We start from the raw sequence: 23114 nt of genomic DNA, 5'->3' as shown, positions 1-23114 counted from the left end.
AAAATGAAACGTTGTTTTAAAAATATCGACCAGATCACTTTTGCAGCGTGACTATTCCGCTATCTTGCTTTCACCGCCCATCCGGGCCTCTGCAACCGACGACTTCGTCTTGCTGAATCAAGGTGAAAACAAAATGCATATCAAACGCGCGATTGACAAAATCCCTGGCGGCATGATGTTAGTGCCGCTTTTCCTTGGCGCTCTCTGCCACACGCTTGCGCCCGGTGCCGGCAAATATTTTGGCTCATTTACCAACGGCCTGATTGGCGGCACGGTACCGATTCTGGCGGTATGGTTTTTCTGCATGGGCGCGTCGATCAAGCTCAGTGCTACCGGCACCGTACTACGCAAATCCGGTACGCTGGTGGTGACAAAAATTGCCGTGGCCTGGATCGTCGCTGCGGTTGCATCGCGATTGATTCCAGAGAATGGCTTTGAGGTCGGTATGCTGGCGGGGTTGTCCACCCTGGCGCTGGTTGCGGCAATGGACATGACCAACGGCGGCCTGTACGCCTCGGTGATGCAACAATATGGCACCAAAGAAGAGGCGGGCGCCTTTGTCCTGATGTCGCTGGAATCGGGCCCGCTGATGACCATGGTAATCCTCGGCACCGCCGGTATCGCCTCTTTTGAACCACATGTGTTTGTCGGCGCGGTGCTGCCATTTGTGATTGGCTTCACGCTGGGCAATATCGATCCTGAACTGCGCGAGTTTTTCAGCAAGGCGATTCAGACGCTGATCCCTTTCTTCGCCTTCGCCCTTGGCAACACCATCGATCTTACGGTCATCGCACAGACCGGTCTGCTCGGTATCATGCTCGGCCTGGCGGTAATTGTGGTCACTGGCATCCCACTGATTTTCGCCGACCGCTGGATTGGCGGCGGTGACGGCACGGCGGGCATCGCTGCCTCCAGTTCCGCTGGCGCCGCGGTAGCCACGCCGGTGCTGATTGCTGAAATGTTGCCACAGTTTAAGGCGGTAGCGCCCGCTGCCACCGCACTGGTCGCGACCTCGGTGATTGTCACCTCGATTTTAGTGCCGATACTCACCGCGCTCTATTCACGACGCATTAAGCGTCTGCAAGTGGCCTCGGCGCAGCATGCCGCAATAAAATAGCCGCGCTAATGTTTTAAAACCGTGCTAAGTCAGCGATTTAGCACGGTTTTTTCTTAAAAATCTTACTCTTATTAAGTTTGGCCTCACTCTCGTTTACGCTGGTGTTGCGGTTAACGCATTCATATAACGAGAGGATACCATTATGACAGTTTTAAACCAGGCGGCATGCAGAGTGTTTACCGAAGCAGGACAAACCACGCAACTTTCTGCTTATTACGAGGAAGGCCGCCGAACCATGTGGATGATGTTGCGTGCGCAACCGCGTCCCAGTTTTAACCATGCTCTGATTGAAGAGATCATGAATCTGAGCTATGCCGCGCAACGCTCGGGCCTGAAGATTGACTTTTGGGTCACCGGGTCGCTGGTGCCATCGATGTTCAACGCAGGAGGCGATCTCGGCTTCTTTGTTGACTGCATCCAAAACAACCGTCGGGAGGCGCTGCGTGCGTATGCGCGCGCCTGTGTGGATTGCATCCACGCGGCGGCTCGGGGTTTTGACACCGGCGCGGTGTCACTGGCGATGATTGAGGGAAGCGCACTGGGCGGTGGATTTGAGGCCGCGCTGGCGCATCACTTTATTTTGGCGCAGAACAACGCACGGATGGGTTTTCCGGAAATTGCCTTTAACCTGTTTCCGGGAATGGGCGGCTATTCGCTGGTGGCTCGCCGTTCCGGCATGAAGCTGGCGGAAGAGCTGATTTGTGAGGGGGAATCACACTCTGCGGAGTGGTTTGAAACCCGTGGCCTGGTGGATAAGGTGTTTCAACCCGGTGAAGGCTATCGGGCGGTACGTACCTTTATCGATACGTTACAGCCCAAGCTCAACGGGGTCAGGGCGATGTTGAAAGCGCGTCAGCGTGTGTTGCAGCTGTCACGCGCCGAGCTGATGGATATTACCGAAGACTGGGTCGACTTTGCCTTTACCATTGAACCAAAGGACCTCGCTTACATGACGCGCCTGGTGCAGTTGCAAAACCGCCACAGTGCGCAGTTACGTAAAGCGGGATAATTAGCCAAGGGCAGGACGCTTAACCAGCCAATGCCCGATATCTTCTGCGGGCATTGGCTTCGCATAAAGGTAGCCCTGTCGCACATCGACACCGCTTTCCATCACGAACGTCTCTTCCGCTTCAGTTTCGATGCCTTCCGCAATCACCTTCAGCTCCAGTGCCTTGGCCACGGCAACGATAGCGCGCACCAGCGATTGCGCCACCGGCTGGGTGTTTACGTCGCGCACAAAGCTTTGATCCAGCTTGATGGCGTCGATAGGCACGCGCGCCAGCTGTGACAGCGACGAGTAGCCGGTACCAAAATCATCCAGATGCACTTCGGCACCCAGCTGCTGAAACTGCTTCATCAGCATCAGCGCCTTCTCTTCATTCTCAATCAGGCAGCTTTCGGTCAGCTCAATATCGATCGGGCAGTCATCCAGCCCGTTCTCCTGCAGCGCCTGCTGTAAGTCGAGGTAGATGCTCTGATCGATCAGCTGGCGCGCAGAAACGTTTACCGCAACGCGCAACATAATGCCTTGCTTGCGCCATTCCACGATCTGTTTCACCGCGGTGAGCATCACCCAGCGCCCCAGCGGCACAATCAGACCCGACTCCTCGGCATAGGCGATGAACTCCCCTGGCGACACCATGCCGCGTTCTGGTGAGTTCCAGCGCACCAGCGCTTCAACGCTGCTGACCGCGCCGCCCTGGTCGATCTTAGGCTGATAGTGCAGCAGCAGCTGATCCTGTTCCAGCGCCTTACGCAGGTTGGTGTCGAGCCAGACATACTCGAAAACCCGCTTGTTCATCTCCGCCGAGAAGAGGCAATAGCGGCCACGGCCATGCTCTTTGGCGTAATACATGGCGGTATCGGCATTACGAATCAGGCTTTCCCGCTCTTCACCATGAGCAGGAGACAGCGCAATGCCGATGGAACAGCCACTGTAGACTTCGATTAAGCCGATGCGGAAAGGCTGGCGCAGGTGCTCCAGAATCCGCGTGGCCATCGCTTCCATCTTCTCCTGCGAGGTATCTTCAGCCAGCACCAGAAACTCGTCGCCGCCAAGGCGGGCAAGTGTCTGATTTTTATCGAGGCAGCTTAAGATAGCCAGTGAAACAGCCTGTAAAAGCTGATCGCCAAACATATGGCCGTAGGCGTCGTTCACTTTTTTAAAGTTGTCGAGGTCAAGATAGACCACGCCAATAGTAGAGTTTTCGCGGGCTTCAATCACCTGAGCAATCTGCTGGTGAATCGCGTTGCGGTTTGGCAGGCCGGTCACCGTATCGGTATTGGCCAGCACGCGTAACCGTTCCTGCGCCCGTCGTTCTTCAGTGATATCCGTACCGGAACAGATTAGAAAAACCTCGTTTTTTCCGCTGCCGCTGTGCACAAACTTGTTGCGAAACAGGAACAGCCGCTGACCTTTTTTGGTCTTCACCCAGCGTTCCACTTCGTAAGAGCTGCCATCGCGGAAAAAACCAGCAATATTGCGGCGCGACTCGCTGGCTTCCTGGCGAGTCATAAACAGCTGAAACACATTACGGCCAATAACTTCCTGTTCCTTCAGGCCGGTATATTCTTCGCACAAACGGTTAAATCGCTGAATGTTTCCCCGCTGATCGAGTATCACGATTACCGAGTTTGCCTCCGAGACAACCTGCTCAGCAAACGACAGCCCCTGGGTCAAATCTCTGGCCACGGCAGTGGTGTCGCCCCAGGCTGACGCGCTGCCCGCCCAGGTATATTGATCAACTTTACGGCCGACAAAATGCATCGCGAGATATTCGCCACGCAGTGAAAGCGTGATGTTGACGCTGGAGGTGATTACCGTCATGGCGCGAAGCAGCCCGGCCTGAGAAGAGGTAAGGGGAATAGCAAGATTGGTTTTCGCCTGTTCATCCTCGGCGAAATTAAGAGCATCGCTGTCTGCAGTAAGGCGCCAATGAGGGCTGGTGGTACCAAAAAGGGCATACATTAACGTTTGCCCTTGTTCATCGGTCATGAAATCTTCCTCCGGGAAAGCAATGCAGGCAGTTATCTTATTATTTCAGCAACAGTATTCGTCAACTTGTCCCGGCACAAGATGCATTTAAAAACTATTTTTATTGACAATCTCAGGGTAACAATAAAAGCCCCCGCAGGGGCCAGGGCTAGCAAGGACACTTACCCAGCTTGCCCCCTTTACCAGGAAATCGCGCGTCGAGACAGTAGCGATGAAAGTCGCGTTCACTCATCGCCGGCTGGTCCGGATGATGCGCCTGCATGTGCCGCACATAGTTGCCATAATCCTGCACGCCCACCATTAAACGAAAGCACTGCGCCAGCCGTTGCATCACCAGCCGCAGGGTGAGTTTTTCCGGCGACGGCGGTGCTATCTGCTGGCAGCGTATAATCACCGGCGGTACTAAAGGCCGCGCAACCCGATAAATCAGTTTAGCCATGACGCACCTCCTCACGTAACGCTACCGGCGATTCATGTACGCTCGGTTGCGGATTGCTCAGCGCCCGACGAATCACCAATACCGCTGCTACCAGCATCGTTACCGCCACCAGCATAAAGAAGCCGCACAGCGCCGCGTTGATATGGTTGCTCAGCACGATGGTTTGCATATCCGCTACGCTTTTCGCGGGTGCAATAATCACGCCCTGATCGATACCTTTGCTGAACTTGTTGGCCTGCGCCAGGAAGCCAATACTCGGTTTCTCGTGAAAAATTTTCTGCCAGCCGGCGGTCATTGAAGTAATGAACAGCCAGACCGTAGGCAGGATGGTCACCCAGGCGTAGCGCTGCTTCTTCATCTTGAACAGCACCACGGTGCCGAGGATCAGCGCCATCGACGCCAGCATCTGGTTACCGATGCCAAACAGCGGCCACAGGGTGTTGATGCCGCCCAGCGGATCGACCACGCCCTGATAAACAAAGAAGCCCCAACCGGCGACGGCCACGGTGGTGCCAGCCATGTTGCCCAGCCAGGAGCGGTTATTGGCCATCGACGGAATAAAGGTACCGGCCAGATCCTGCACCATAAAGCGACAGGCGCGGGTCCCGGCATCCACCGCGGTGAGGATAAACAGCGCCTCAAATAAAATAGCAAAGTGATACCAGAACGCCATCATCGCCCGGCTGTTAAATACCTCGGTGATGATATGCGCCATGCCCACGGCGAAAGTCGGTGCGCCACCGGCGCGCGACAGTATCGACGTCTCGCCGACGTCGCGGGCGATGCCGCTCAGCATCTCCGGCGTCACCACAAAACCCCAGCCGTTAATCGCCTGAGAAGCGGTTTCAACCGTGGTACCAATCAGTGCGGCCGGTGAGTTCATGGCGAAGTAAACGCCAGGTTCAATCACCGAAGCGCAGATCAGCGCCATGATGGCGACAAAGGATTCCATCAGCATCGCACCGTAACCGATAAAGCGAATGTGGCTTTCGCGCTCAATCAGCTTCGGCGTGGTGCCGCTGGAGACCAGCGCATGGAAGCCGGAAATCGCGCCGCAGGCGATGGTAATAAACAGGAAAGGGAACAGCGCGCCAGAGAATACCGGACCGCTGCCGTCAATAAAGCGCGATACCGCCGGCATTTTCATCTCCGGCATGGCAAAGACGATGCCCACAGCCAAACCGACGATAACGCCGATTTTCAGGAAGGTTGAGAGATAATCACGCGGCGCCAGCAGCAGCCATACCGGCAACACCGACGCGACAAAGCCGTAAATCACCAGCACCCAGGTCAGCGAAGTGCCTTTCAGCGTAAAAAACGGGCCCCAGTAAGGATGCTGTGCAATATCGCCGCCGTAAATGATCGCTGCCATCATTAGGACAAAACCGATCAGCGAGACCTCAGCGATTTTTCCTGGCCGAATAAAGCGCATGTATACGCCCATAAACAGGGCAATCGGAATGGTCGCCGCGATGGTGAACAGACCCCACGGACTGTTTGCCAGCGCTTTAACCACCACCAGCGCCAGCGCCGACAAAATAATGATCATCACACCCAGCGCACCGAGCATGGTCACCACGCCAGCGAAAGCGCCCAGTTCCTGACGCGCCATTTCACCCAGCGAACGGCCATCGCGGCGGGTAGAGATAAACAGGATCAGAAAATCCTGTACCGCACCGGCCAGCATCACGCCGACTAAAATCCAGATAGTGCCGGGTAAAAAGCCCATCTGTGCGGCCAGAATCGGGCCGACCAGCGGACCGGCACCGGCGATGGCGGCAAAATGGTGGCCAAACAGCACCCATTTATTGGTCGGTACATAATCCAGACCGTCGTTCAGCCGTTCCGCAGGGGTACGGCGCCGATCGTCCAGCTCGAAAATATTTTTGGCGATAAAACGACTGTAAAAACGATAAGCGATGCTGTAACAGGCCACGGAGGCCACCACCAGCCAGACGGCGTTCACATGTTCGCCGCGGCTCAGCGCCAGCATCGCAAAAGCGAATCCTCCCACTAACGCCACCGCTAACCAGATAACGCCGGTTTTGACGTTTTGCATAACCCACTCCTTGTTGAAACCAAAAAAGGCCATCAGATAAACAACAAGTTAAAAGTAATGTAATAGTTTGTTAAGGAAAGTGAATCAGAGGAGAAGTGTGAGCGGCAAAGCGAATTTCACAGAGCGGGATGAAAAACTGCGGGACAGGGCTGTCCCGCAGGGAAGGTCTTTATGCGGCTGGCCGCGCGACAACGCTACGCGTTTCCATGCGCACTTCAGCGATGGTCACGTCAATCACATCCGTCACGCGATAGGCCACTTCGCCTTTGATCTGCACGGTGCCGTTTTCCTGGCTGCAAACCAGTTCATCACGCACGCTGTGCAGGAAAGGGGCAGGAATAAAGGCTACGGCGCCGATATCCAGCAGGCGAACACGCATACCGCCACGGGAAACATCGATAATTTCTGCGCTGAACTTCTGATCGGTACCGGCAGCTTTCTGCAGGTAACGAGCATAGAGCCAGTCGCCGACATCGCGCTCGGCCATGCGGCCCAGACGACGACGTTCACCCATTTTCAGGGTGATATCATCAGCCGGACGCTGCGCCTGTTCGCCACGCACGATCGCTTTCAGCAGACGATGGTTGACCATGTCGCCAAATTTACGAATCGGTGAGGTCCAGGTTGCGTATGCTTCCAGACCAAGGCCAAAGTGCGGGCCGGGTTCGGTGCTGATTTCAGCAAACGACTGGAAGCGACGAATACGGCTGTCAAGGAACTGCGTTGGCTGGGCATCCAGTTCGCGGCGCAATACGCGGAAACCTTCCAGCGTGGCGATAGCCTGCGGATCGGCCGTTACGCCATGATTGGCCAGCACCGCCGCCGCCAATTCAGCGTTGGCAGCATCAAAGCCCAGATGCACGTTGTAGATACCAAAGCCGAGTTTCTCACGCAGCACCTTCGCGGCGCAGACGTTGGCGGTGATCATCGCCTCTTCCACAATGCGGTTGGCAATACGGCGCGGTTCGGCAACGATATCCAGCACTTCGCCTTTTTCACCCAGCACAAAGCGGTAATCGGGGCGATCTTTAAACACCAGCGCGTGGGTTTTACGCCATTCGCTGCGGGCCAGACAAACGGCGTGCAGCAGACGAATCTGCTGAGCAATCGCGTCGCTCTCCGGTTGCCATTCACCGCTGTTTTCCAGCCAGTCAGAAACGTTGTCGTACACCAGCTTAGCTTTCGATTCAATCCACGCGGCGGAGAAGGCAACATCGTCGCCGAGTGTGCCATCTTTAGCGATGGTGACACGGCACACCAGCGCCGGACGACGTTCGTTGGCGCGCAGCGAGCAGACGTTATCGCTCAGCTCACGCGGCAACATCGGAATATTGAAGCCCGGTAAATAGTTGGTGAACGCGCGTTCTGCGGCCAGCGCATCCAGCGCGCTGCCTTCCGCCACGTAGGCGGTAGGATCGGCAATGGCGATGGTCAGCTTGAGGGCACCCTCATCCAGCGCTTCCACATACAGCGCATCATCCATATCTTCCGTGCTGGCGCTGTCAATGGTGACGAAATCCAGTGCGGTAAGATCTTCGCGGGTCAGCTGTTCATCCAGCATATCGCCAAAGCCGACGCTTGGCGCTTCGCGTTCAAGGTTATGACGTGACAGTGTCACCCACCACGGTGCCAGATGATTGTCGCCTTCGATAATGAACTCGGTGAGCTCAGCGTAGAAGCCCCGATCGCCTTTCAGCGGATGACGGCGCATTTCGGCAACCGCCCAGTCGCCCGCCTGAAAATCGTGCTTTACACCGCGATCGGGACGACAGGAAATCGCATCCTTTAATAAAGGATGATCGGGAACGATGGAGAGGCGATCGTCTTTTTTCTGGATACGGCCAACAAAGCGCGTCAGAAAAGGCTCAATCAGTTTTTCGGGTTCAGCGATTTCACGATCTTTATCCGTCTGGATCACCGCCGCGACGCGGTCACCGTGCATCACCTTTTTCATTTGCGGTGGTGGAATGAAGTAGCTTTTTTGCGCATCTACTTCTAAAAATCCGAAACCTTTTTCGGTACCTTTTACCACACCTTCCACACGAGGCGTCTGCGCGTGGAGCTTCTCTTTAAGCTGCGCGAGCAGCGGGTTATCCTGGAACATAGTCGTTTAATTTCGTGGCTGTAAGCGGCTGACAGTTTTACGCGAATCACTGCCTGGCGGCAAGGTGAAAAAAACGTAAAAAGCCGGACGAACCGGCTTTTTACATGGCGCTGACACTCTATCAGGCAATGCGTTGAGTGACTACGGCGGCAGAGAGGGAAATCTTCACCGGCACCGATTTTGAGGTCGGCGTGAAGCTCACGTCGCCATAGCTGGAAAGCGGCACCAGCGGGTTGGTTTCCGGATAATACGCCGCAAGGTTGCCACGCGGAATATTGTACGGCACCAGCTTGAAGTTGCTGACGCGACGCGTAATGCCGTCGTTCCACAGGGTTTCAATATCGACGTTCTGACCTTCCATCATGCCCATCTCAGCCAGGTCTTCCGGATTGATAAACAGCACTTCGCGCTGGCCATATACGCCGCGGTAACGGTCATCGAGGCCGTAAATCGTGGTGTTGTACTGATCGTGTGAGCGCAGCGTTTGCAGGGTAAACGGCGCGGTAACACCTTCGCCTAAATCCGGGAACAGTGAGACTGGCAGGGCGGCTGCGCTAAACTCCGCTTTCTGCGATGGCGTATTGAAGCGCAGTTCTGCCGCCGCGTTGCCGAGATAAAAACCGCCTGGCTGCTCGCACTTGGCATTGAAATCCTGGAAGCCAGGGATAGTCGCCGCAATGTGCTCGCGGATCAGGTTGTAATCCGCGGCCAGCGCAATCCAGTCCACTTTTTCACTGCCCAGCACTGCGTTAGCAATGCCTGCCACAATGGCGGTTTCTGAACGCTGCGTCGTCGCCAGCGGTTTGCCGATGCCTTCTGAGGCATGCACCATGCTGAACGAATCTTCAACGGTAATAAACTGCGAGCCGGTGGCCTGCATATCCAGTTCGGTACGGCCAATGGTAGGCAGGATCAGCGATTCTGCGCCCGGCACCAGATGGCTGCGGTTCAGTTTGGTGCTGACATGCACGGTCAGGCCGCAACGCTGCAGGGCTTCTTCGGTGCGCGGGCTATCGGGTGCTGCTGCCGCGAGGTTGCCACCCAGCGCGATAAACACATGGATTTCATCGCGCAGCATCGCTTCCAGCGCTTCCACGGTGTTGTGGCCGGCGGCGCGAGGTGGCTCGAAATCAAAATGGCTACCCAGCGCATCAAGAAATGCCTGACTCGGCTTCTCATCAATACCCATGGTGCGGTTGCCCTGTACGTTGCTGTGGCCACGCACCGGACAAAGGCCTGCGCCTTTTTTCCCCAGCTGTCCAAACAGCAGCTGCAGGTTAACGATCTCGCGCACCGTATCCACAGAATGTTTGTGCTGGGTGATACCCATCGCCCAGGTACAAATGACGCGGTCGGCGCTTTGGTAAATCGCCGCGGCCTCGCGCAGTTGCTGTTCGCTCAGGCCTGACTGCTGCACAATCTGCGCCCAGTCGGTGTTGTCCACCGCTGCCAGATAGGCGTCGACACCCTGAGTTTTAGCGTTAAGGAAGGCTTCATCAAACAGGCCTTTTTCGCCTGCGGTCACGCGAGCACGATGGGTTTCCGCCAGTGCTTTCACCATGCCACGTACCGCCGCCATATCGCCGCCGAGGTTGGGCTGATAATAGGTTGAGCTGATGGTGCCCGCTTTTGAGGTCACCACTTCCAGCGGCTTTTGTGGATCGGCAAAACGCTCAAGACCGCGCTCACGCAGGGTGTTGAAGGTGACAATTTTTGCGCCATGATCGGCCGCATGACGCAGGCTGTGCAGCATGCGCGGGTGGTTTGTACCCGGGTTCTGGCCAAAAACAAAAATGGCATCAGCATGGTCGAAATCGTCGAGGCGAATGGTGCCTTTGCCTACGCCAATGCTGCGTTTGAGGCCGCTACCACTGGCTTCGTGGCACATGTTAGAGCAGTCAGGGAAGTTATTGCTGCCGTTCATGCGGCCAAACAGCTGGTAGAGCCACGACGCTTCATTGCTGGCGCGGCCGGAGGTGTACAGCTCCATCTGATGCGGATTATCCATCGCTTTGATGTGCTTCGCGATCAGCGCAAAAGCCTCATCCCAGCTCACCGCTTCGTAGTGATCGGTTTCGGCGTTATAGCGCAACGGCTCGGTCAAACGGCCCTGATACTCCAGGAAGTAATCACTCTGCTGATAGAGCGCCGACACGCTGTGTTTTTTAAAGAATGAGGCATCCACAAAGCGGCGGGTCGCTTCCCAGGTCACCGCTTTAGCGCCGTTCTCACAGAAGCTGAAGGTACTTTTATTGTCATCGCCCCATGCGCAGCCAGGGCAGTCAAAGCCTTTGGCTTTGTTCATGCGCATCAGGTTACGCATGTTTTTCAACGCTTGTTTGCTGTCAAAAACAAAACGGGTGGTGGCTTCCAGTGAACCCCAGCCGCCAGCAGCGGCCCGGTAAGGCTGAATTTTAGTTTTAAATTTCATGATATTTGCAGGCTTTTCTTGTTTATGAGTTGTTAAGAAGTTATGTCTTCTTTTCGCAGGAGTCTGCTCCCGACATGCAGAATTGTCTAATTGATTGCTTTAATGGTGTGATAGGTGCCGTTTATCGCGTCGCGCTTTTATTTGTGATGCAGGTCAAACTTTGGCCGCTGTAAGGTGGCCTCTGCGCCGCCCTGCAGGATTTGTTGGCTAATAATGAAGCTTTCAACCGCACAAGAGAGCGATGAAGATGAAAAAAATGGCCAGCCAGATTCACGCCTTTGGCAAGGCGCTGATGATGCCGATTTCGGTGATCGCCGCTGCCGGTATTTTCCTCGGCGTGGCTGCCGCGATGCAGAATCCCGCTATCACCGGCGAAGCCTTTGCCAGTTTGCAGGTTCCGCAGCTGATCATCGGCTTCATCCGTAAAGTCGCGGGTGCGCTGTTTGCCAATCTGCCGGTGTTCTTTGCCGTTGCCAGCGCCATTGGCCTGGCAAAAGCGGAGAAGCCGACCGCCGCCTTTGCCGCTGTCATCGGCTTTATCTCTATGCATGTCGGCATCAGCGCCACCCTGGCGTCTAAAGGGCTGACCGCCGCCACTACCACGCCGGAAGCGCTGCAACGTGCGGGGATGGATCAAACGGCGTCGATGATGGTCTCCGCCGAATATATCGACATGCTGGGCATCTTTACCTACAACATGAGCGTGCTGGGCGGGGTGATCGCGGGCCTGGTTACCGTGTTCCTGCACAACCGCTTTTATACCCAACAGTTGCCGACCGCCATCAGCTTTTTTGGTGGCCGTCGCTTTGTACCGATCGTTACCGTGGTGGTATTACCGCTGATTGGCGTTCTGCTGGCGCTGGTCTGGCCGACCATTGGGCAGGGCATTGCATGGATTGGCATGATGATTGGCAAAAGCGGCCAGTACGGTGCGTTTTTGCTCGGCACCTTTGAACGTTTGCTGATTCCTACCGGGCTGCACCACATTCTGAATGAGACAGTGCGCTTTACGCCGATTGGCGGCATTGCCACCGTGGATAACCAGACGCTGGTGGGCGCGCTGAATATTTTCAACGCCTCGCTGACCCATCCCGGTACCATTCCCGACGACACCATTCGCTCTGCCACCCGCTTTCTGGCACAGGGTAAAATTCCGGTGATGATGTTTGGTCTGCCGGCAGCGGCACTGGCGATTTATCACACCGCACGCCCGGAACATAAACAGCGGGTTAAGGCGCTGGTTATGGCCGGCGCGCTGACCTCATTCACCACCGGCATTACCGAGCCGCTGGAGTTCTGCTTTATGTTCGTCTCGCCGGTGCTTTATGTGCTGCATGCGTTGCTGACCGGCCTCTCCTTTATGCTGATGTCGATGCTGCACCTGATGATCGGCAACGTGCAGGGCGGCGCTATCGATCTGGTGGTATTCGGTATTCTGGGCGGCAGTAAAACCCACTGGTGGTGGACGCTGGTGCTCGGTGCGGTTTACGTGCCCGTTTACTATTACGGCTTCCGGTTTGTGATTACGCGTATGAATGTGGAAACGCCGGGACGGGAATCAGAAGATGAAGCGAAGCCAGAAGCGGTCGCCGCCGATCAGCGCACCAGCGTGATCATCAGCGGGCTGGGCGGCGAGGCCAACATCGAAGAGGTTGATTGCTGCTTCACCCGGTTGCGCGTGCGGGTTAAAGAGATGAAAGAAGTGGTGGATCAGACGTTGATGACCACCGGCGCAAACGGCGTTAATCGGGTCAGCGATCATGATGTGCAAGTGATCTACGGTCCGCAGGTGGAGAAAATAGCCAACGATGTTAAAAACGCATTGGGTATCGCCTGAGCCGGGATGGCCCGGCTGACGAGCCATCCCGGCATGCTAGCGGCTAAGATGAAGCGGAACGGCCGCTGGCGACGCCTCGGCAGCGCGGGCCAGTAATGCAGCGTGGGTCAGCGCCAGCCGAAAAGCGTCGCTGGCCGGTGCCAGAAAAGCGGTGCGCAGATGGCGATTACAGATAAACCAGATTTCATCGCGGTCGTTGGAGAGAATATAGTAAGCGTCGGAGGTTTCTGAAGGGTTAAAGCAGCCCAGCGCCCGATAGGCGGTATCGCGATTAAATCCACTCAGCAACGGCAGCGGACGCGGGCCGTTGGTTAGCTCCTCCACACGTAAATAGAGGCCTTGTTCGATCCACAGCATAAAAACCTTCCTTCGTGGGCAGCAGTAACCTGATTATAATTCCTTTTAGCGAAAGCCTTTTTTTAACGCACCGGATTGCCGGGCAGGTCACACAAGCGCACCGCAAATAAGGCGACAGGGCATGTCATTCAATAACAACAAGGGTGAATAATGAAAACGCATCGGCTTGTGCTGTTACCGCTCTGTATGCTGATGGGCTGTGACCGCGAAGCGCCTGTGACCAAAGGCAACATGATGACTCTATCATCACTTTACGATTTCGAAACGTTGCCCGGCCGCGTGCATAAGCTGCACCAGCGCGCCACCGACAGCAGCGGCAGCGTAGTGCACGAGGTGAATGCTGAGTTTGATCGTCAGGGCTGCATTATTGCCTTTGCCATGGACAGCGATCTTTCCGGCCGCGTCCATCTTAAGCGACAGGCTGCCCAGCTGACCGGTGATGAAAATGGCGAGGCGGTGGTGTATGAGCTGAATCAACAGTGTGAAATTGAAAGCAAGTTCAATCTTGCTAAGAAACAGCGCACCCGGTTCCGTTACAACGAGCAGGGCTGGCTGGTGGAATCGATACCGGAATATGCGGGCGTGCGTTATCGCTACGCCTACGACGATACTGGATTGCAGCTCAGCGTGATCGGCAGTGCGGAGAACAGAACAATAGAAGAGATTCATTACACATGGCCGCAAAAAGCCGCCAGGCCCGCTGACTACACGATGAACATCAAGACGCCAGAAGGGGAAAGCACCATTTCGATGCGTTGCGAATACCAGAAAAAAATTCCTGTGGCCTGCGATATTGTGCGCCAGCCGGGTGCTAACAGCGCAGGCGTGACCCTTAAGGCGACGCTGGAAACCACCTTTTACTGATCTGATTGCCTGTGCGACGCGTGCCGGCATCAGCTTATCCATTCGACATGACCCTTACCGTGAGAACCCTGACGCCGTGAAAATGAAAACCCTTATCCTGATCGCCACCGCCATGCTCATGGCGGGCAAAGTCTCTGCGGCCCTCGACGCCGTGCCGGCAATGAAATGCGGCGCGTTTAGCGTGTCGCCCGGTGCCAACGGCACGGTGCGCATTAATGGGGTAAAGCCAAAGGTGCAAAAGGTCACCTTTTTGCAGCAAAAAGGCGATTATCAGCGGGTGAAAATACACTGGGTGGTGGCTGCGACAAAGTTCAGCGGTAATTACGCGATGGATTATGTTAACGCTGATGATAAGCCGACGATGCATGTGGAGATCATGCGTACTCAGCAAAGCCAGATTCGTATTTCCGGCGACTATGACTGCCAGCCGCAATAATGTTTTAGTGTGCTTTCGCCTTAATCTGATTTTTAACATTCGAGTTTTTACTGTGAATTAAACCGAGGCGGAGACAAGGGCATTATTGTGCAGCGGCACATGGGCTAACTTTCCTGCTAAACAGATGATGCGGCGCGTGTTATCCCGCGTATACACCCCGACACTGCACGCCACGATGCCGCATCAGCCGCAGCGTCGCGTCGCGGCCCGATAAAACAGGGCGCGGTTTTTCGTGTCCGCTTCTGCCTAAATGCTTGGAAAAAAAGGCTGCCTTATGACACTATTCACCAGTGAAATCATTATATTAAAGTGACAGCAATTAATTAAATTTCACCCGGAACGTTATTAATCTTAACCTCTGTTAAGTTTTTATGGCCAGCATACAGGGAGGCCTAAGTGCATAATAATCAAAGTGATACTGAGAAAAGTCGTCTCAGAGCGGTGAATACATTGCTGTCACCCGATGAAACCAGAGATGAAGCACTGGATAAGTTTGTCCGTTTGGCCAGTCGCGTATTAGGTATTTCAGGCAGTTTTATCTCAATCATTGATGATAATAACCAATACATTAAAGCGTCGCAGAATTTCGATTTAAAGCAGTCGACCCGCGGTGATTCCCTGTGCCGACACGTTGTTGATGGCAATGGTGAGCTGGTGGTGGAAGATACGCTGCTTGACGATCGCTTTGTGAGCCATCCTTTCGTGACTGGCCAGCCGTTTATGCGTTTTTACGCGGGCGTGTCGCTGACCAATGAAGATGGCTTTGTACTGGGCACGCTGTGCGTCACCGATGTTGAACCACGGGTGTTCTCTGACGAGCAGCTCATCACGCTGAAGTTTCTGTCGGAACTGGTGACCTCATTTCTGGATGCCTGGAGCCACGCCGGTTTTGTTGATGTCATTACCAATCTGCCAAACCGTCAACGTCTGGTGCGCGATATTCAGCAACTGGCGCTGGATAATCCCGAACAATCTCACAAGCTGATGCTGATTGACTGCATTGAGATCCAGCGCGCCTATGAGCTGGCTCGCACCGTGGGCACCGGCCCGGCCGAGCAGCTGCTGAAGCACATCGCTATTTCCGTTTTCCATCGTCTCAAGATGAATGGCGAAACCACGCTGTATGCCTTCGCCCCGGGACGTTTTGCTATCGTTCAGCCGAGCGAGACAGCACTGCAGGCGCAGGATGTGGTTAACACGCTCAGCAACATGAATGCCGATCTTGGCGAGAATATCTCCATTGCGCTGGAAGTGTTCACCGGCGAAACCGAGTTTTTGCCAGGCCAGCTCAGCGCCAACGAGGCGCTGCGTCAGGCGGTCAGCGCGCTGCACGAAGGTATTCATACCAACGTTACCGCCATGCCTTTTGACACCTCATACGATTCCCGGCGCACCGACGATTTTTTGATCATGAACGATCTCGCCAGCGCGCTTAAAATGGATGAAGATTTATATCTGGTGTATCAGCCGAAGATTTGCCTGCACAGCGGTAAAACCGTGGGTCTGGAAGCACTGATACGCTGGGATCACCCGCTGCGCGGCGAGCTGTTCCCGTCACAGTTCATTCCGCTGGCGAAGAAAACCAATCTGCTGTCTGAGCTGACCGATTGGGTCATCAATCGCGTGATTGCGCAGCTGAAAACCTGGAATCAGGAATACACCCTGATTCCGGTATCGATTAACGCCAGTGAGCGGGATTTCTCCAAGCCAGGTTTTGCCGATGCGCTGGCGGCAAAATTGCAGGACGCACAGTTGCCAGCATCGGTAATGGGGATCGAATGTCTGGAAAACGAATTAGTGACAGAGAGTCGCGTGGCGGTGGAAGGGTTGCAATCGCTGAAAGCGCACGGCTTTGACATCTCGCTGGATGATTTCGGCATCGGTTACAGCAACATCAGCTACCTGCAGGATCTGCCGCTGGACGTGGTTAAAATTGATATGTCGCTGATTACGCGGCTGGCAAACGATGCCACCTCGCGGATTATTGTCAGTAATATCATTCGTATGCTGAAGGAGCTGAACTACACGGTGCTGGCTGAAGGGGTAGAAACCGAAGCGACGCTGACTCTGCTCAAGCAGTACGGCTGCGATCAGGTACAGGGCTATTTTTGCTCGAAGCCCATTCCTGCCAGCGACATTGAGCACTGGCTGGCGCCACGCGCTCGCTAAACCGGGCAGGTTATCAATAAGCCACCTGCGGGTGGCTTCTGTTACGCCATTTACCCATCAGCTCAAGGTTTTCACAGGAAGCCGGTTGTGAATAAAGCGATAATTTTCAGCGCGATCATTGTATTAATTAGCGCCTGTTCAAACTCAGTTGGGCGCAATATCGATGCTGATGGCGTGCAACAAATCCACAAAGGCAGCACCACACGGGCGGAACTGATCTCGCTGTTTGGTCAGCCTGACACCGAAACGCCTTATCCCGATGGTCAGCAACTGCTGATGTGGACGTACAGCGAAGCCAGAGCGATGGACACTACCGAAGGCAAAACGCTGACGGTGCAGATGAAAAACGGCAGGGTGTTCAGCTATGTGCTCAGTAAAAGCTAACGGCGACAGCGATATTCTGTAAGACGCGCCCCGCAGCAGCGGGGCGATCTCTTTTCCCATTTATACCAGGCTTACCGACAGCACGGTAATCTCTTCCGTTTCCAGTTTCATCAACTCTTTGATGCCATAAATATAGGCCGTCAGTTCTTCCTCAACGTCATCACCTTCAATAAACGCATGCAGGGTTTTGTGCTCCTGACCCTGCGGCTTTACCACGTACGAAACAAACCACTTCTTCATTTTTTCATCCTTAACGTTGCAAGCCAGATTACCAGGTTTAGTTGCAAAGCGCCGCGGACTCAAGCGCAGCAGCAACGTCACGGCGATATAGCCTGTTATAAGGTGCTGTTATTTTGACCGCATGGAACAATTTCAGCGCAAAAACGCGTTTTTGCTGTTTAATCGGCCAATTGAAACAGGCTGAAAAAGGTTAATTTTTCTTCTTCATCACGGAGGGAATAATGATGCGATGCAGAACGCTTTTACCGCTGATGGTGTTAATAGCGGGCATGCTCTCTGGCAACCCGGCCCTGGCTAAAAAAAACGCGCTCAGTGACGATGAAGTGAAACAGCAGATTATCGATGATTCGATCGCTGACTATCCGGGCACCTGCGCCTGTCCGTTTAACAGCGCCCGTAACGGCAGCAGTTGCGGCAGGCGCAGTGCCTGGAGCAAAGCGGGCGGCTATGCGCCGATATGCTACAAAAAAGAAGTGACTAAACAGATGGTTACTGAATGGCGGCAGAGTAACGGCGACTGAAAGCAACGCGGTAAGAAGATTGACAAATCTTGACGTTTTGTTGGAGGAAAGTGGCCTGTTGCGCAGTGCTCAGGGTAATGATCCACAGCGAATGATGTCCGGTTAAAGGCAAGGCATCCGCTTGCGCTGACAGTGCGATACGCCCTCGATTGATCTGCCGTTGCGGCTGAAATGAGTGATGGCTCAACGCAATTAATGTGAAATCAGACGTAATGAAACTGCCTGCATAATAATTCAGAACCCTTTTACAATCATCGGGTTGACGATAATCAGACGTGGTCATTAGCTGATGTGTCTGTTTTAATCCGTTGTGCTAACTTATCCCGGAGGGCAAATGGCTAAGAATAATGACGTGAATCCGCAGTATAAAAATACCTGCTTTCTGGTCGGACAGGCGATGCTGTCAATGGCGGTGGCCAGCCCAACCTGTGCTGAAAGCATTATGACACTGCTGAATATCGACCTCATTGCCAATAAAACCTATTCAGCCGATGAGCTGAATACCATGAATAAAGTGATGCAGCTGCTGGAGCTTCAGGCCGAGCCGGTATTACAGCGCTCAGCAGGCTAACCACGCGGAAGGGATATAACGCCTGCCGCGAAAGCAGGCACCTTTTCTCAGCACATTCCTTGCTCTCAGCTTTTTCGGCACCCTATCAGAGACGTTCGTCTCGCCTGGCAACCTTGATTTTCTCTGCGGCGTTGTCCGGCAAACATCTCTACCTTTCACGCCATACCATTACTCCTTCTTCAACCACCAAAGGAAGCCGCCGCCGTTTATCTTCCGCGTGCTCACGCTCAGCTGCTTGCGGGGATTCACAGGTATTATCCCGTTGATAACGTGGCGGCCATAAGCCTTCAGGTTAGGTTTCTCCTATCTCAATGAGAATTAATACCGGCTGGCTACCCGGTCACGGTTAGGGGAATAATCGTTGCATGACTACATACCTGGTAAGAGTGGGTTTTCATAACCCAACGGGCCTGACATTCAGGCAACTTGATGAAGTGCTGGAGCCGCAACGATTCTGGAGAACCCAGCCCTGTGATGGCAACTTTCGTTATTACATGGAATATGAATATGAGTCAGATATAAGAGATCTCTGTGATGTTTGCGAGCTGGCCTATTCACAGGCCTGCAAGGTCAGAAAATGCCCGTTAATATTGGTACAGACTAAATCTCTGAGCAGCTAGTCGGGCACTTGATAACATAGCCGCCTCAACGATGTAGCGAAGCCGCCATCCTCTGATGTTCACCCCTGCGCCATTGCCCTGCGGCAACGGCGCATTCTCTTCGTCTGTGTTATCCCGTTCTGCTCGCTTTCGCTGAATCTGTTGAAACCCGCATGCTGCTGGCCGATCCCTCATCAGGCATTTTCCGCTATTTGCACCGCTCGCCTTGAAGCTAATGCAGCAAGATAAGCCATGCGCCAGGACACAACATCATTCACTGCGACTTCATCATTTCCTACCTGTTGTTTACTTACCCTCCGAGCACACATGTTCTGCGCTATGAGACGGCTAACTCTTTATGTTTCCTTATGTAAAACAGGCTTGCACTTTACCGGTAACATTCTAAATTACACAGGAGCAGTTCAATACACACAACCGTAAGAGGGCTATTTATGGCTAAGCATCATCTGATCAAATCTATTGAAATCACGGCATTTGTAATATTTACGTTAATGATTGTGTACTTCGCCGCCAGCGGTTCACTATCGATGATCGGTATGGATCACGCATGGCCGTATCCCACTAAATAAGCAGTAAGCGCACCAGGGAAATCAGTTCTGCTAACCAATAGAATAAAAATAGCCTGTAAAAAGAGGGCAAAAAAAAGCCCCAGCCAGCGTTAACAGGTGTATCCGTCGTTCACGCCAGTTAAACGCAGCGAACTGTCAGCGACACTCTGCTGACAATAAAATCCTTTCATTCCGCGGGTAACGTCATCCAGTTCTGGCTTGCTATGCTCAGCCAGCAATACAAGCGTAAGAATTATCTCCTACAGCCTGATCCGCAAAGCTCACAATGCCTGCCATGCTACTATAAAGCGCCCATTAACCGACGCTGATAGCTGCTATTCGGCAGATAAGCGACGGGCTTAACAGGGTAAAATTTTACGCGCACATAACGACGTACACCGTTTTTTAACTGATCTCTGTATTAAATTTAAGTGGTTGATAAATAAAAATAATGGACATAAAACAGCTTATCTATCTCTGTAATCTTGAGCGCGAACGCCACTTTGGCCGGGCGGCAGAGGCGAGCTTTGTCAGTCAGCCAACGCTCTCCATGCGCCTGAAGAATCTGGAGCGTGAGCTTGGCCTGTCGCTGATCAACCGCAGCAACAATTTTGATGGCTTTACCGCCGAAGGGGAACGCGTGCTGACCTGGGCGCGGGAAATCGTGTCGGTTTATCAGGGCCTGAAGCTGGAAGTGGAATCGCTCAAGCATGGCGTAAACGGCACGCTGCGCATTGGCGTGGTGCCGCAGTGCAGCATATCACTGCCAAAATTGCTGAAGGCGGTGCAGGAGCGCTATCCCCAGCTCGATTATCGCATCGCGGTGCTGAGCGCCGATCAGCTGCTTGAGGCGCTAAACAGTCACACGGTGGATGCCGGTATTGGATTTTTCGAACTCTCCACGCTGCGCGAACTGCACTTTCAGGCTGAGCTTTTAGCCGATGAAGGCGTGGAACTGGTTTTTCATCCGCACCATTTTCCAGCGCTGGAACAGGCTGAGGCGCTGACCATCGCGCAGCTTAAAGATCTGCCGCTCTGTCTGGCTGAGCCGACGCGCTATTTTCGCCGCTATCTTGATAACCATTTTCGCGATGCAGGACTGCAGCCGCGGGTTATTCTCGAAACCACATCGGTATTTCAACTGTTGCAGGCGGTGGAGGTGGGGCTGGGCTGCATGATTGCGCCGGTCGGGCATCTGCTGGAAAGCAATCTGCAACAGCTGGCGCGCCGTAAGCTGGATATCCCGCCGATGTCGCGCCATGCGGCGCTGGTGGTAGCTGAACCAGGGCGGGCGTCACCGCTGGCTCAGCACTTCTTCGATGAGCTGCGTCGGCACCTTAGTCAGTAAAGGCGGGCAGCAGCCGGTCATCCCAGTTAGCCAGCGCAACGTGCTGAATCAGCAGCGCCAGCGTCGGCTCATCAAATCCCTGTTCTTTTAACGTCTGCAGATGCGCCGCGCTAAAGGTGGCCGGCAGGCGGGTCAGCTGCGTCGCCAGCTGAATCAGCCCATTCTCCGTCTCAGCGGTTAAGGTTGCATCAGGTGGCGCAGCCGCGGTGAGGCGATTGCCGTTGAGGCGCGCAGTGACCGCCATCACCAATGCCGTTGCCGACAAGGTCTCCAGCTGTTGATGCAACGCACACCATGCGCTAAGGGCGCTGGCATCGTGTGCCAGCCGCCAGCGCAGCGTCTCAGAAGAAAGCGTCGTCGCGGCAAAGCGCACCGCCTGCTGCTGTTCAGGCGTGGCATAGCCGGACGTGACCGGGTTAAGTGTACAGGCCGCGCGCGGGTGCTGCTCGTCCGCATCGGGCGCAGCGCTGAGGCCGGGCAGCCAGCGCACCGGCAGGCCGTTTAGCGCCTGTACGCCCGCGACGACGCGCGCCTGATAGCTGATAAAGCCAACAATCTGACACAGCGTCACGATGTCGGGCTCGGTCAGGCCCACCGCATCCAGCGCAGCCATTGCGTCGCCATCGATCAGCGACGGCTGCATCGCCAGCTGACGGGCAAACTGGGTCATCTGCGTCAGGCGATTATTGCTCTCCCGCGATGAGTCGGTGCTGGAGAGGGGGTAGAGTCGGCTGGCGTAGTGATTGCACAGTCGTTGCACACCCGCTACCTGCGCCACGGTCAGTGCCGTGCTCAGACGATCGTAAAGAGAAAGCGTATGGGTTAACGAGGTAGGGCAATGCTGTGGAAACAGCGTCGCACCGAGATGGCGGGCGGTATGAAAAACCTCCTGCAGCTGCGGCGGAACAGACCAGGTAAGATCCAGCAGGAAGGCGTCAGCGGCGGCAGAAGAGTCGCCTGACGGCGCGGGTGCTGAACAGCGACAGGATTGTGTTTCATGATACCAGTGGCTGTTGCCGGAGAGGCGGCGATGTTCCATGTGGATTCCTTTTACAGATTAACAGCTTCCGGTACGCGAAGGCGCAGCGGCTCTGAGTAGCTGTCGCTATCGTCGCTTATGGCTGGCAGGCTGCAAAAGAATGATCGGTGATAATAAATAGCAAGATGCTATAACGCAGGGCGGGCGGTGCAGGCAGGCGAGAGCAGGGCGAGAGAACCTCGCCCTGTAAAACTTATTTCAGTTCCAGTTCGTTCATTGCGGCGATGCTGAAGCCGCCATCAACGTGAACGATTTCACCGGTGATGCCGCCTGCCAGGTCAGAACACAGGAAGGCCGCTGAGTTGCCGACATCTTCGATGGTTACGGTACGACGAATCGGGGTAACCGCTTCGCAGTGGGCCAGCATCTTACGGAAATCTTTGATGCCTGATGCTGCCAGGGTGCGGATTGGACCAGCGGAAACGGCGTTAACACGCACGCCTTCCGGACCCATCGCGTTGGCCATGTAACGCACGTTGGCTTCCAGCGACGCTTTCGCCAGGCCCATCACGTTGTAGTTTGGAATAGCGCGCTCGGCACCGAGGTAAGAGAGCGTCAGCAGCGCTGAATTTGGGTTCAGCATGGCGCGACACTCTTTGGCCATGGCAACAAAGCTGTAGGCGCTGATGTCGTGAGCGATTTTAAAGCCTTCACGCGTAACGGCGTTCACATAGTCGCCATCCAGCTGGTCGCCAGGAGCGAAGCCGATAGAGTGAACAAAACCGTCAAATTTGTCCCAGGTTTTAGCCAGTTCGGTAAACAGCGCGGTGATGCTCTCATCTTCAGCGACATCGCAAGGTAATACGATGCTTGAACCCAGATCTTTCGCAAACTCTTCCACACGACTTTTCAATTTGTCGTTCTGGTAGGTGAATGCCAGTTCTGCGCCCTGCTTGTGCATCGCCTGCGCAATACCGTAGGCGATGGAGAGTTTACTGGCAACGCCAGTAATCAGAATGCGCTTACCGGAAAGAAAACCCATAGTTGTAGTCCTTGTGGTCATTGTTGTTGGCGGCCGCAGGTTAAAAATCAGGC

At 54.5% G+C, this 23114-nt stretch carries 20 protein-coding genes; 11 read left to right on the top strand and 9 right to left on the bottom strand.

Annotated elements, in window-relative coordinates; all coding sequences use genetic code 11:
* Positions 1-133: 133 nt before the first annotated feature.
* Both kdgT and EM595_RS09585 read left to right on the top strand, forming a co-directional pair.
* A complete protein-coding gene (gene kdgT, locus EM595_RS09590; RefSeq protein WP_067430953.1) occupies positions 134-1117 on the top strand; it encodes a 2-keto-3-deoxygluconate transporter in 984 nt (327 codons plus the stop codon).
* Between the two features lie 142 nt (positions 1118-1259).
* Positions 1260-2126, top strand: coding sequence for a crotonase/enoyl-CoA hydratase family protein (locus EM595_RS09585; RefSeq protein ID WP_067430948.1), 867 nt, complete (start codon positions 1260-1262; stop codon positions 2124-2126).
* On the opposite strand, the gene pdeR is transcribed toward EM595_RS09585, so the two are convergent.
* The 5 genes from pdeR to EM595_RS09560 all read right to left on the bottom strand — a co-directional run bounded on the left by pdeR (position 2127) and on the right by EM595_RS09560 (position 11145).
* A complete protein-coding gene (gene pdeR / locus EM595_RS09580; protein ID WP_067430946.1) occupies positions 2127-4112 on the bottom strand; it encodes a cyclic di-GMP phosphodiesterase in 1986 nt (661 codons plus the stop codon). It abuts the gene before it with no gap.
* A gap of 148 nt (positions 4113-4260) precedes the next feature.
* Positions 4261-4551 (bottom strand): YbdD/YjiX family protein, encoded by a 291-nt coding sequence (locus tag EM595_RS09575; RefSeq protein ID WP_067430940.1) that lies wholly within the window; start codon positions 4549-4551, stop codon positions 4261-4263.
* On the bottom strand, positions 4544-6610 hold the full coding sequence (locus EM595_RS09570) for a carbon starvation CstA family protein (RefSeq protein WP_067430937.1): 2067 nt from the start codon (positions 6608-6610) through the stop codon (positions 4544-4546). Before EM595_RS09570 ends, EM595_RS09575 begins: the two co-directional genes overlap by 8 nt.
* Before the next feature lie 169 nt (positions 6611-6779).
* Positions 6780-8714, bottom strand: coding sequence for an exoribonuclease II (locus tag EM595_RS09565; protein ID WP_067430934.1), 1935 nt, complete (start codon positions 8712-8714; stop codon positions 6780-6782).
* A gap of 121 nt (positions 8715-8835) precedes the next feature.
* Positions 8836-11145 (bottom strand): FdhF/YdeP family oxidoreductase, encoded by a 2310-nt coding sequence (locus EM595_RS09560; protein ID WP_067430931.1) that lies wholly within the window; start codon positions 11143-11145, stop codon positions 8836-8838.
* 247 nt (positions 11146-11392) lie between these two features.
* On the opposite strand from EM595_RS09560, the gene EM595_RS09555 reads away from it, so the two are divergent.
* Positions 11393-12982 (top strand): PTS transporter subunit EIIC, encoded by a 1590-nt coding sequence (locus tag EM595_RS09555; protein WP_067435344.1) that lies wholly within the window; start codon positions 11393-11395, stop codon positions 12980-12982.
* Positions 12983-13018: 36 nt separating this feature from the next.
* On the opposite strand, the gene EM595_RS09550 is transcribed toward EM595_RS09555, so the two are convergent.
* Positions 13019-13339: a hypothetical protein gene (locus tag EM595_RS09550; RefSeq protein WP_067430926.1), complete on the bottom strand. Its 321-nt coding sequence runs from the start codon at positions 13337-13339 to the stop codon at positions 13019-13021.
* A gap of 150 nt (positions 13340-13489) precedes the next feature.
* Here EM595_RS09550 and EM595_RS09545 point away from each other — a divergent pair, with 150 nt between their 5' ends.
* The 4 genes from EM595_RS09545 to EM595_RS09530 all read left to right on the top strand — a co-directional run bounded on the left by EM595_RS09545 (position 13490) and on the right by EM595_RS09530 (position 17192).
* Positions 13490-14203, top strand: coding sequence for a YnfC family lipoprotein (locus EM595_RS09545; protein WP_067430923.1), 714 nt, complete (start codon positions 13490-13492; stop codon positions 14201-14203).
* 82 nt (positions 14204-14285) lie between these two features.
* Positions 14286-14639 carry an STY1065/STY2022 family phage-derived protein gene (locus tag EM595_RS09540; protein ID WP_067430921.1) on the top strand — a complete coding sequence of 118 codons (354 nt, stop codon included), beginning with the start codon at positions 14286-14288 and terminating at the stop codon, positions 14637-14639.
* A 396-nt stretch (positions 14640-15035) separates the two neighbouring features.
* A complete protein-coding gene (locus tag EM595_RS09535; protein ID WP_067430916.1) occupies positions 15036-16808 on the top strand; it encodes a putative bifunctional diguanylate cyclase/phosphodiesterase in 1773 nt (590 codons plus the stop codon).
* Between the two features lie 87 nt (positions 16809-16895).
* Complete coding sequence (locus tag EM595_RS09530; RefSeq protein WP_067430914.1) at positions 16896-17192, top strand: hypothetical protein; 297 nt, start codon at positions 16896-16898, stop codon at positions 17190-17192.
* A 60-nt stretch (positions 17193-17252) separates the two neighbouring features.
* Here EM595_RS09530 and EM595_RS09525 read toward each other — a convergent pair whose 3' ends face one another.
* Complete coding sequence (locus tag EM595_RS09525; RefSeq protein ID WP_067435341.1) at positions 17253-17432, bottom strand: hypothetical protein; 180 nt, start codon at positions 17430-17432, stop codon at positions 17253-17255.
* A gap of 251 nt (positions 17433-17683) precedes the next feature.
* Between EM595_RS09525 and EM595_RS09520 the strand changes: the two genes are divergently transcribed.
* From EM595_RS09520 to EM595_RS09510, 4 genes are all read left to right on the top strand, one after another.
* The gene (locus tag EM595_RS09520) at positions 17684-17953 is read left to right on the top strand and encodes a hypothetical protein (RefSeq protein ID WP_157883917.1); all 270 of its coding nucleotides are present in this window, start codon (positions 17684-17686) and stop codon (positions 17951-17953) included.
* A 334-nt stretch (positions 17954-18287) separates the two neighbouring features.
* Complete coding sequence (locus tag EM595_RS09515; RefSeq protein ID WP_067430912.1) at positions 18288-18524, top strand: hypothetical protein; 237 nt, start codon at positions 18288-18290, stop codon at positions 18522-18524.
* 365 nt (positions 18525-18889) lie between these two features.
* Positions 18890-19144 (top strand): hypothetical protein, encoded by a 255-nt coding sequence (locus tag EM595_RS21355; protein WP_071852505.1) that lies wholly within the window; start codon positions 18890-18892, stop codon positions 19142-19144.
* Between the two features lie 999 nt (positions 19145-20143).
* Positions 20144-21040: a LysR family transcriptional regulator gene (locus tag EM595_RS09510; RefSeq protein WP_067430910.1), complete on the top strand. Its 897-nt coding sequence runs from the start codon at positions 20144-20146 to the stop codon at positions 21038-21040.
* On the opposite strand, the gene EM595_RS09505 is transcribed toward EM595_RS09510, so the two are convergent.
* Positions 21030-22079 (bottom strand): CMD domain-containing protein, encoded by a 1050-nt coding sequence (locus EM595_RS09505; RefSeq protein WP_067430908.1) that lies wholly within the window; start codon positions 22077-22079, stop codon positions 21030-21032. The two genes, EM595_RS09510 and EM595_RS09505, sit on opposite strands and share 11 nt — an antisense overlap.
* 193 nt (positions 22080-22272) lie before the next feature.
* Positions 22273-23061 (bottom strand): enoyl-ACP reductase FabI, encoded by a 789-nt coding sequence (gene fabI / locus EM595_RS09500; RefSeq protein WP_067430907.1) that lies wholly within the window; start codon positions 23059-23061, stop codon positions 22273-22275.
* Positions 23062-23114 lie beyond the last annotated feature (53 nt).

Origin of the sequence: Duffyella gerundensis (genome assembly GCF_001517405.1) — a bacterium.
GTDB classification, from domain to species: Bacteria; Pseudomonadota; Gammaproteobacteria; order Enterobacterales; family Enterobacteriaceae; genus Duffyella; species Duffyella gerundensis.
Note: the sequence above shows the minus strand (reverse complement) of the source record. Positions and strands in the feature narration are given on the sequence as shown.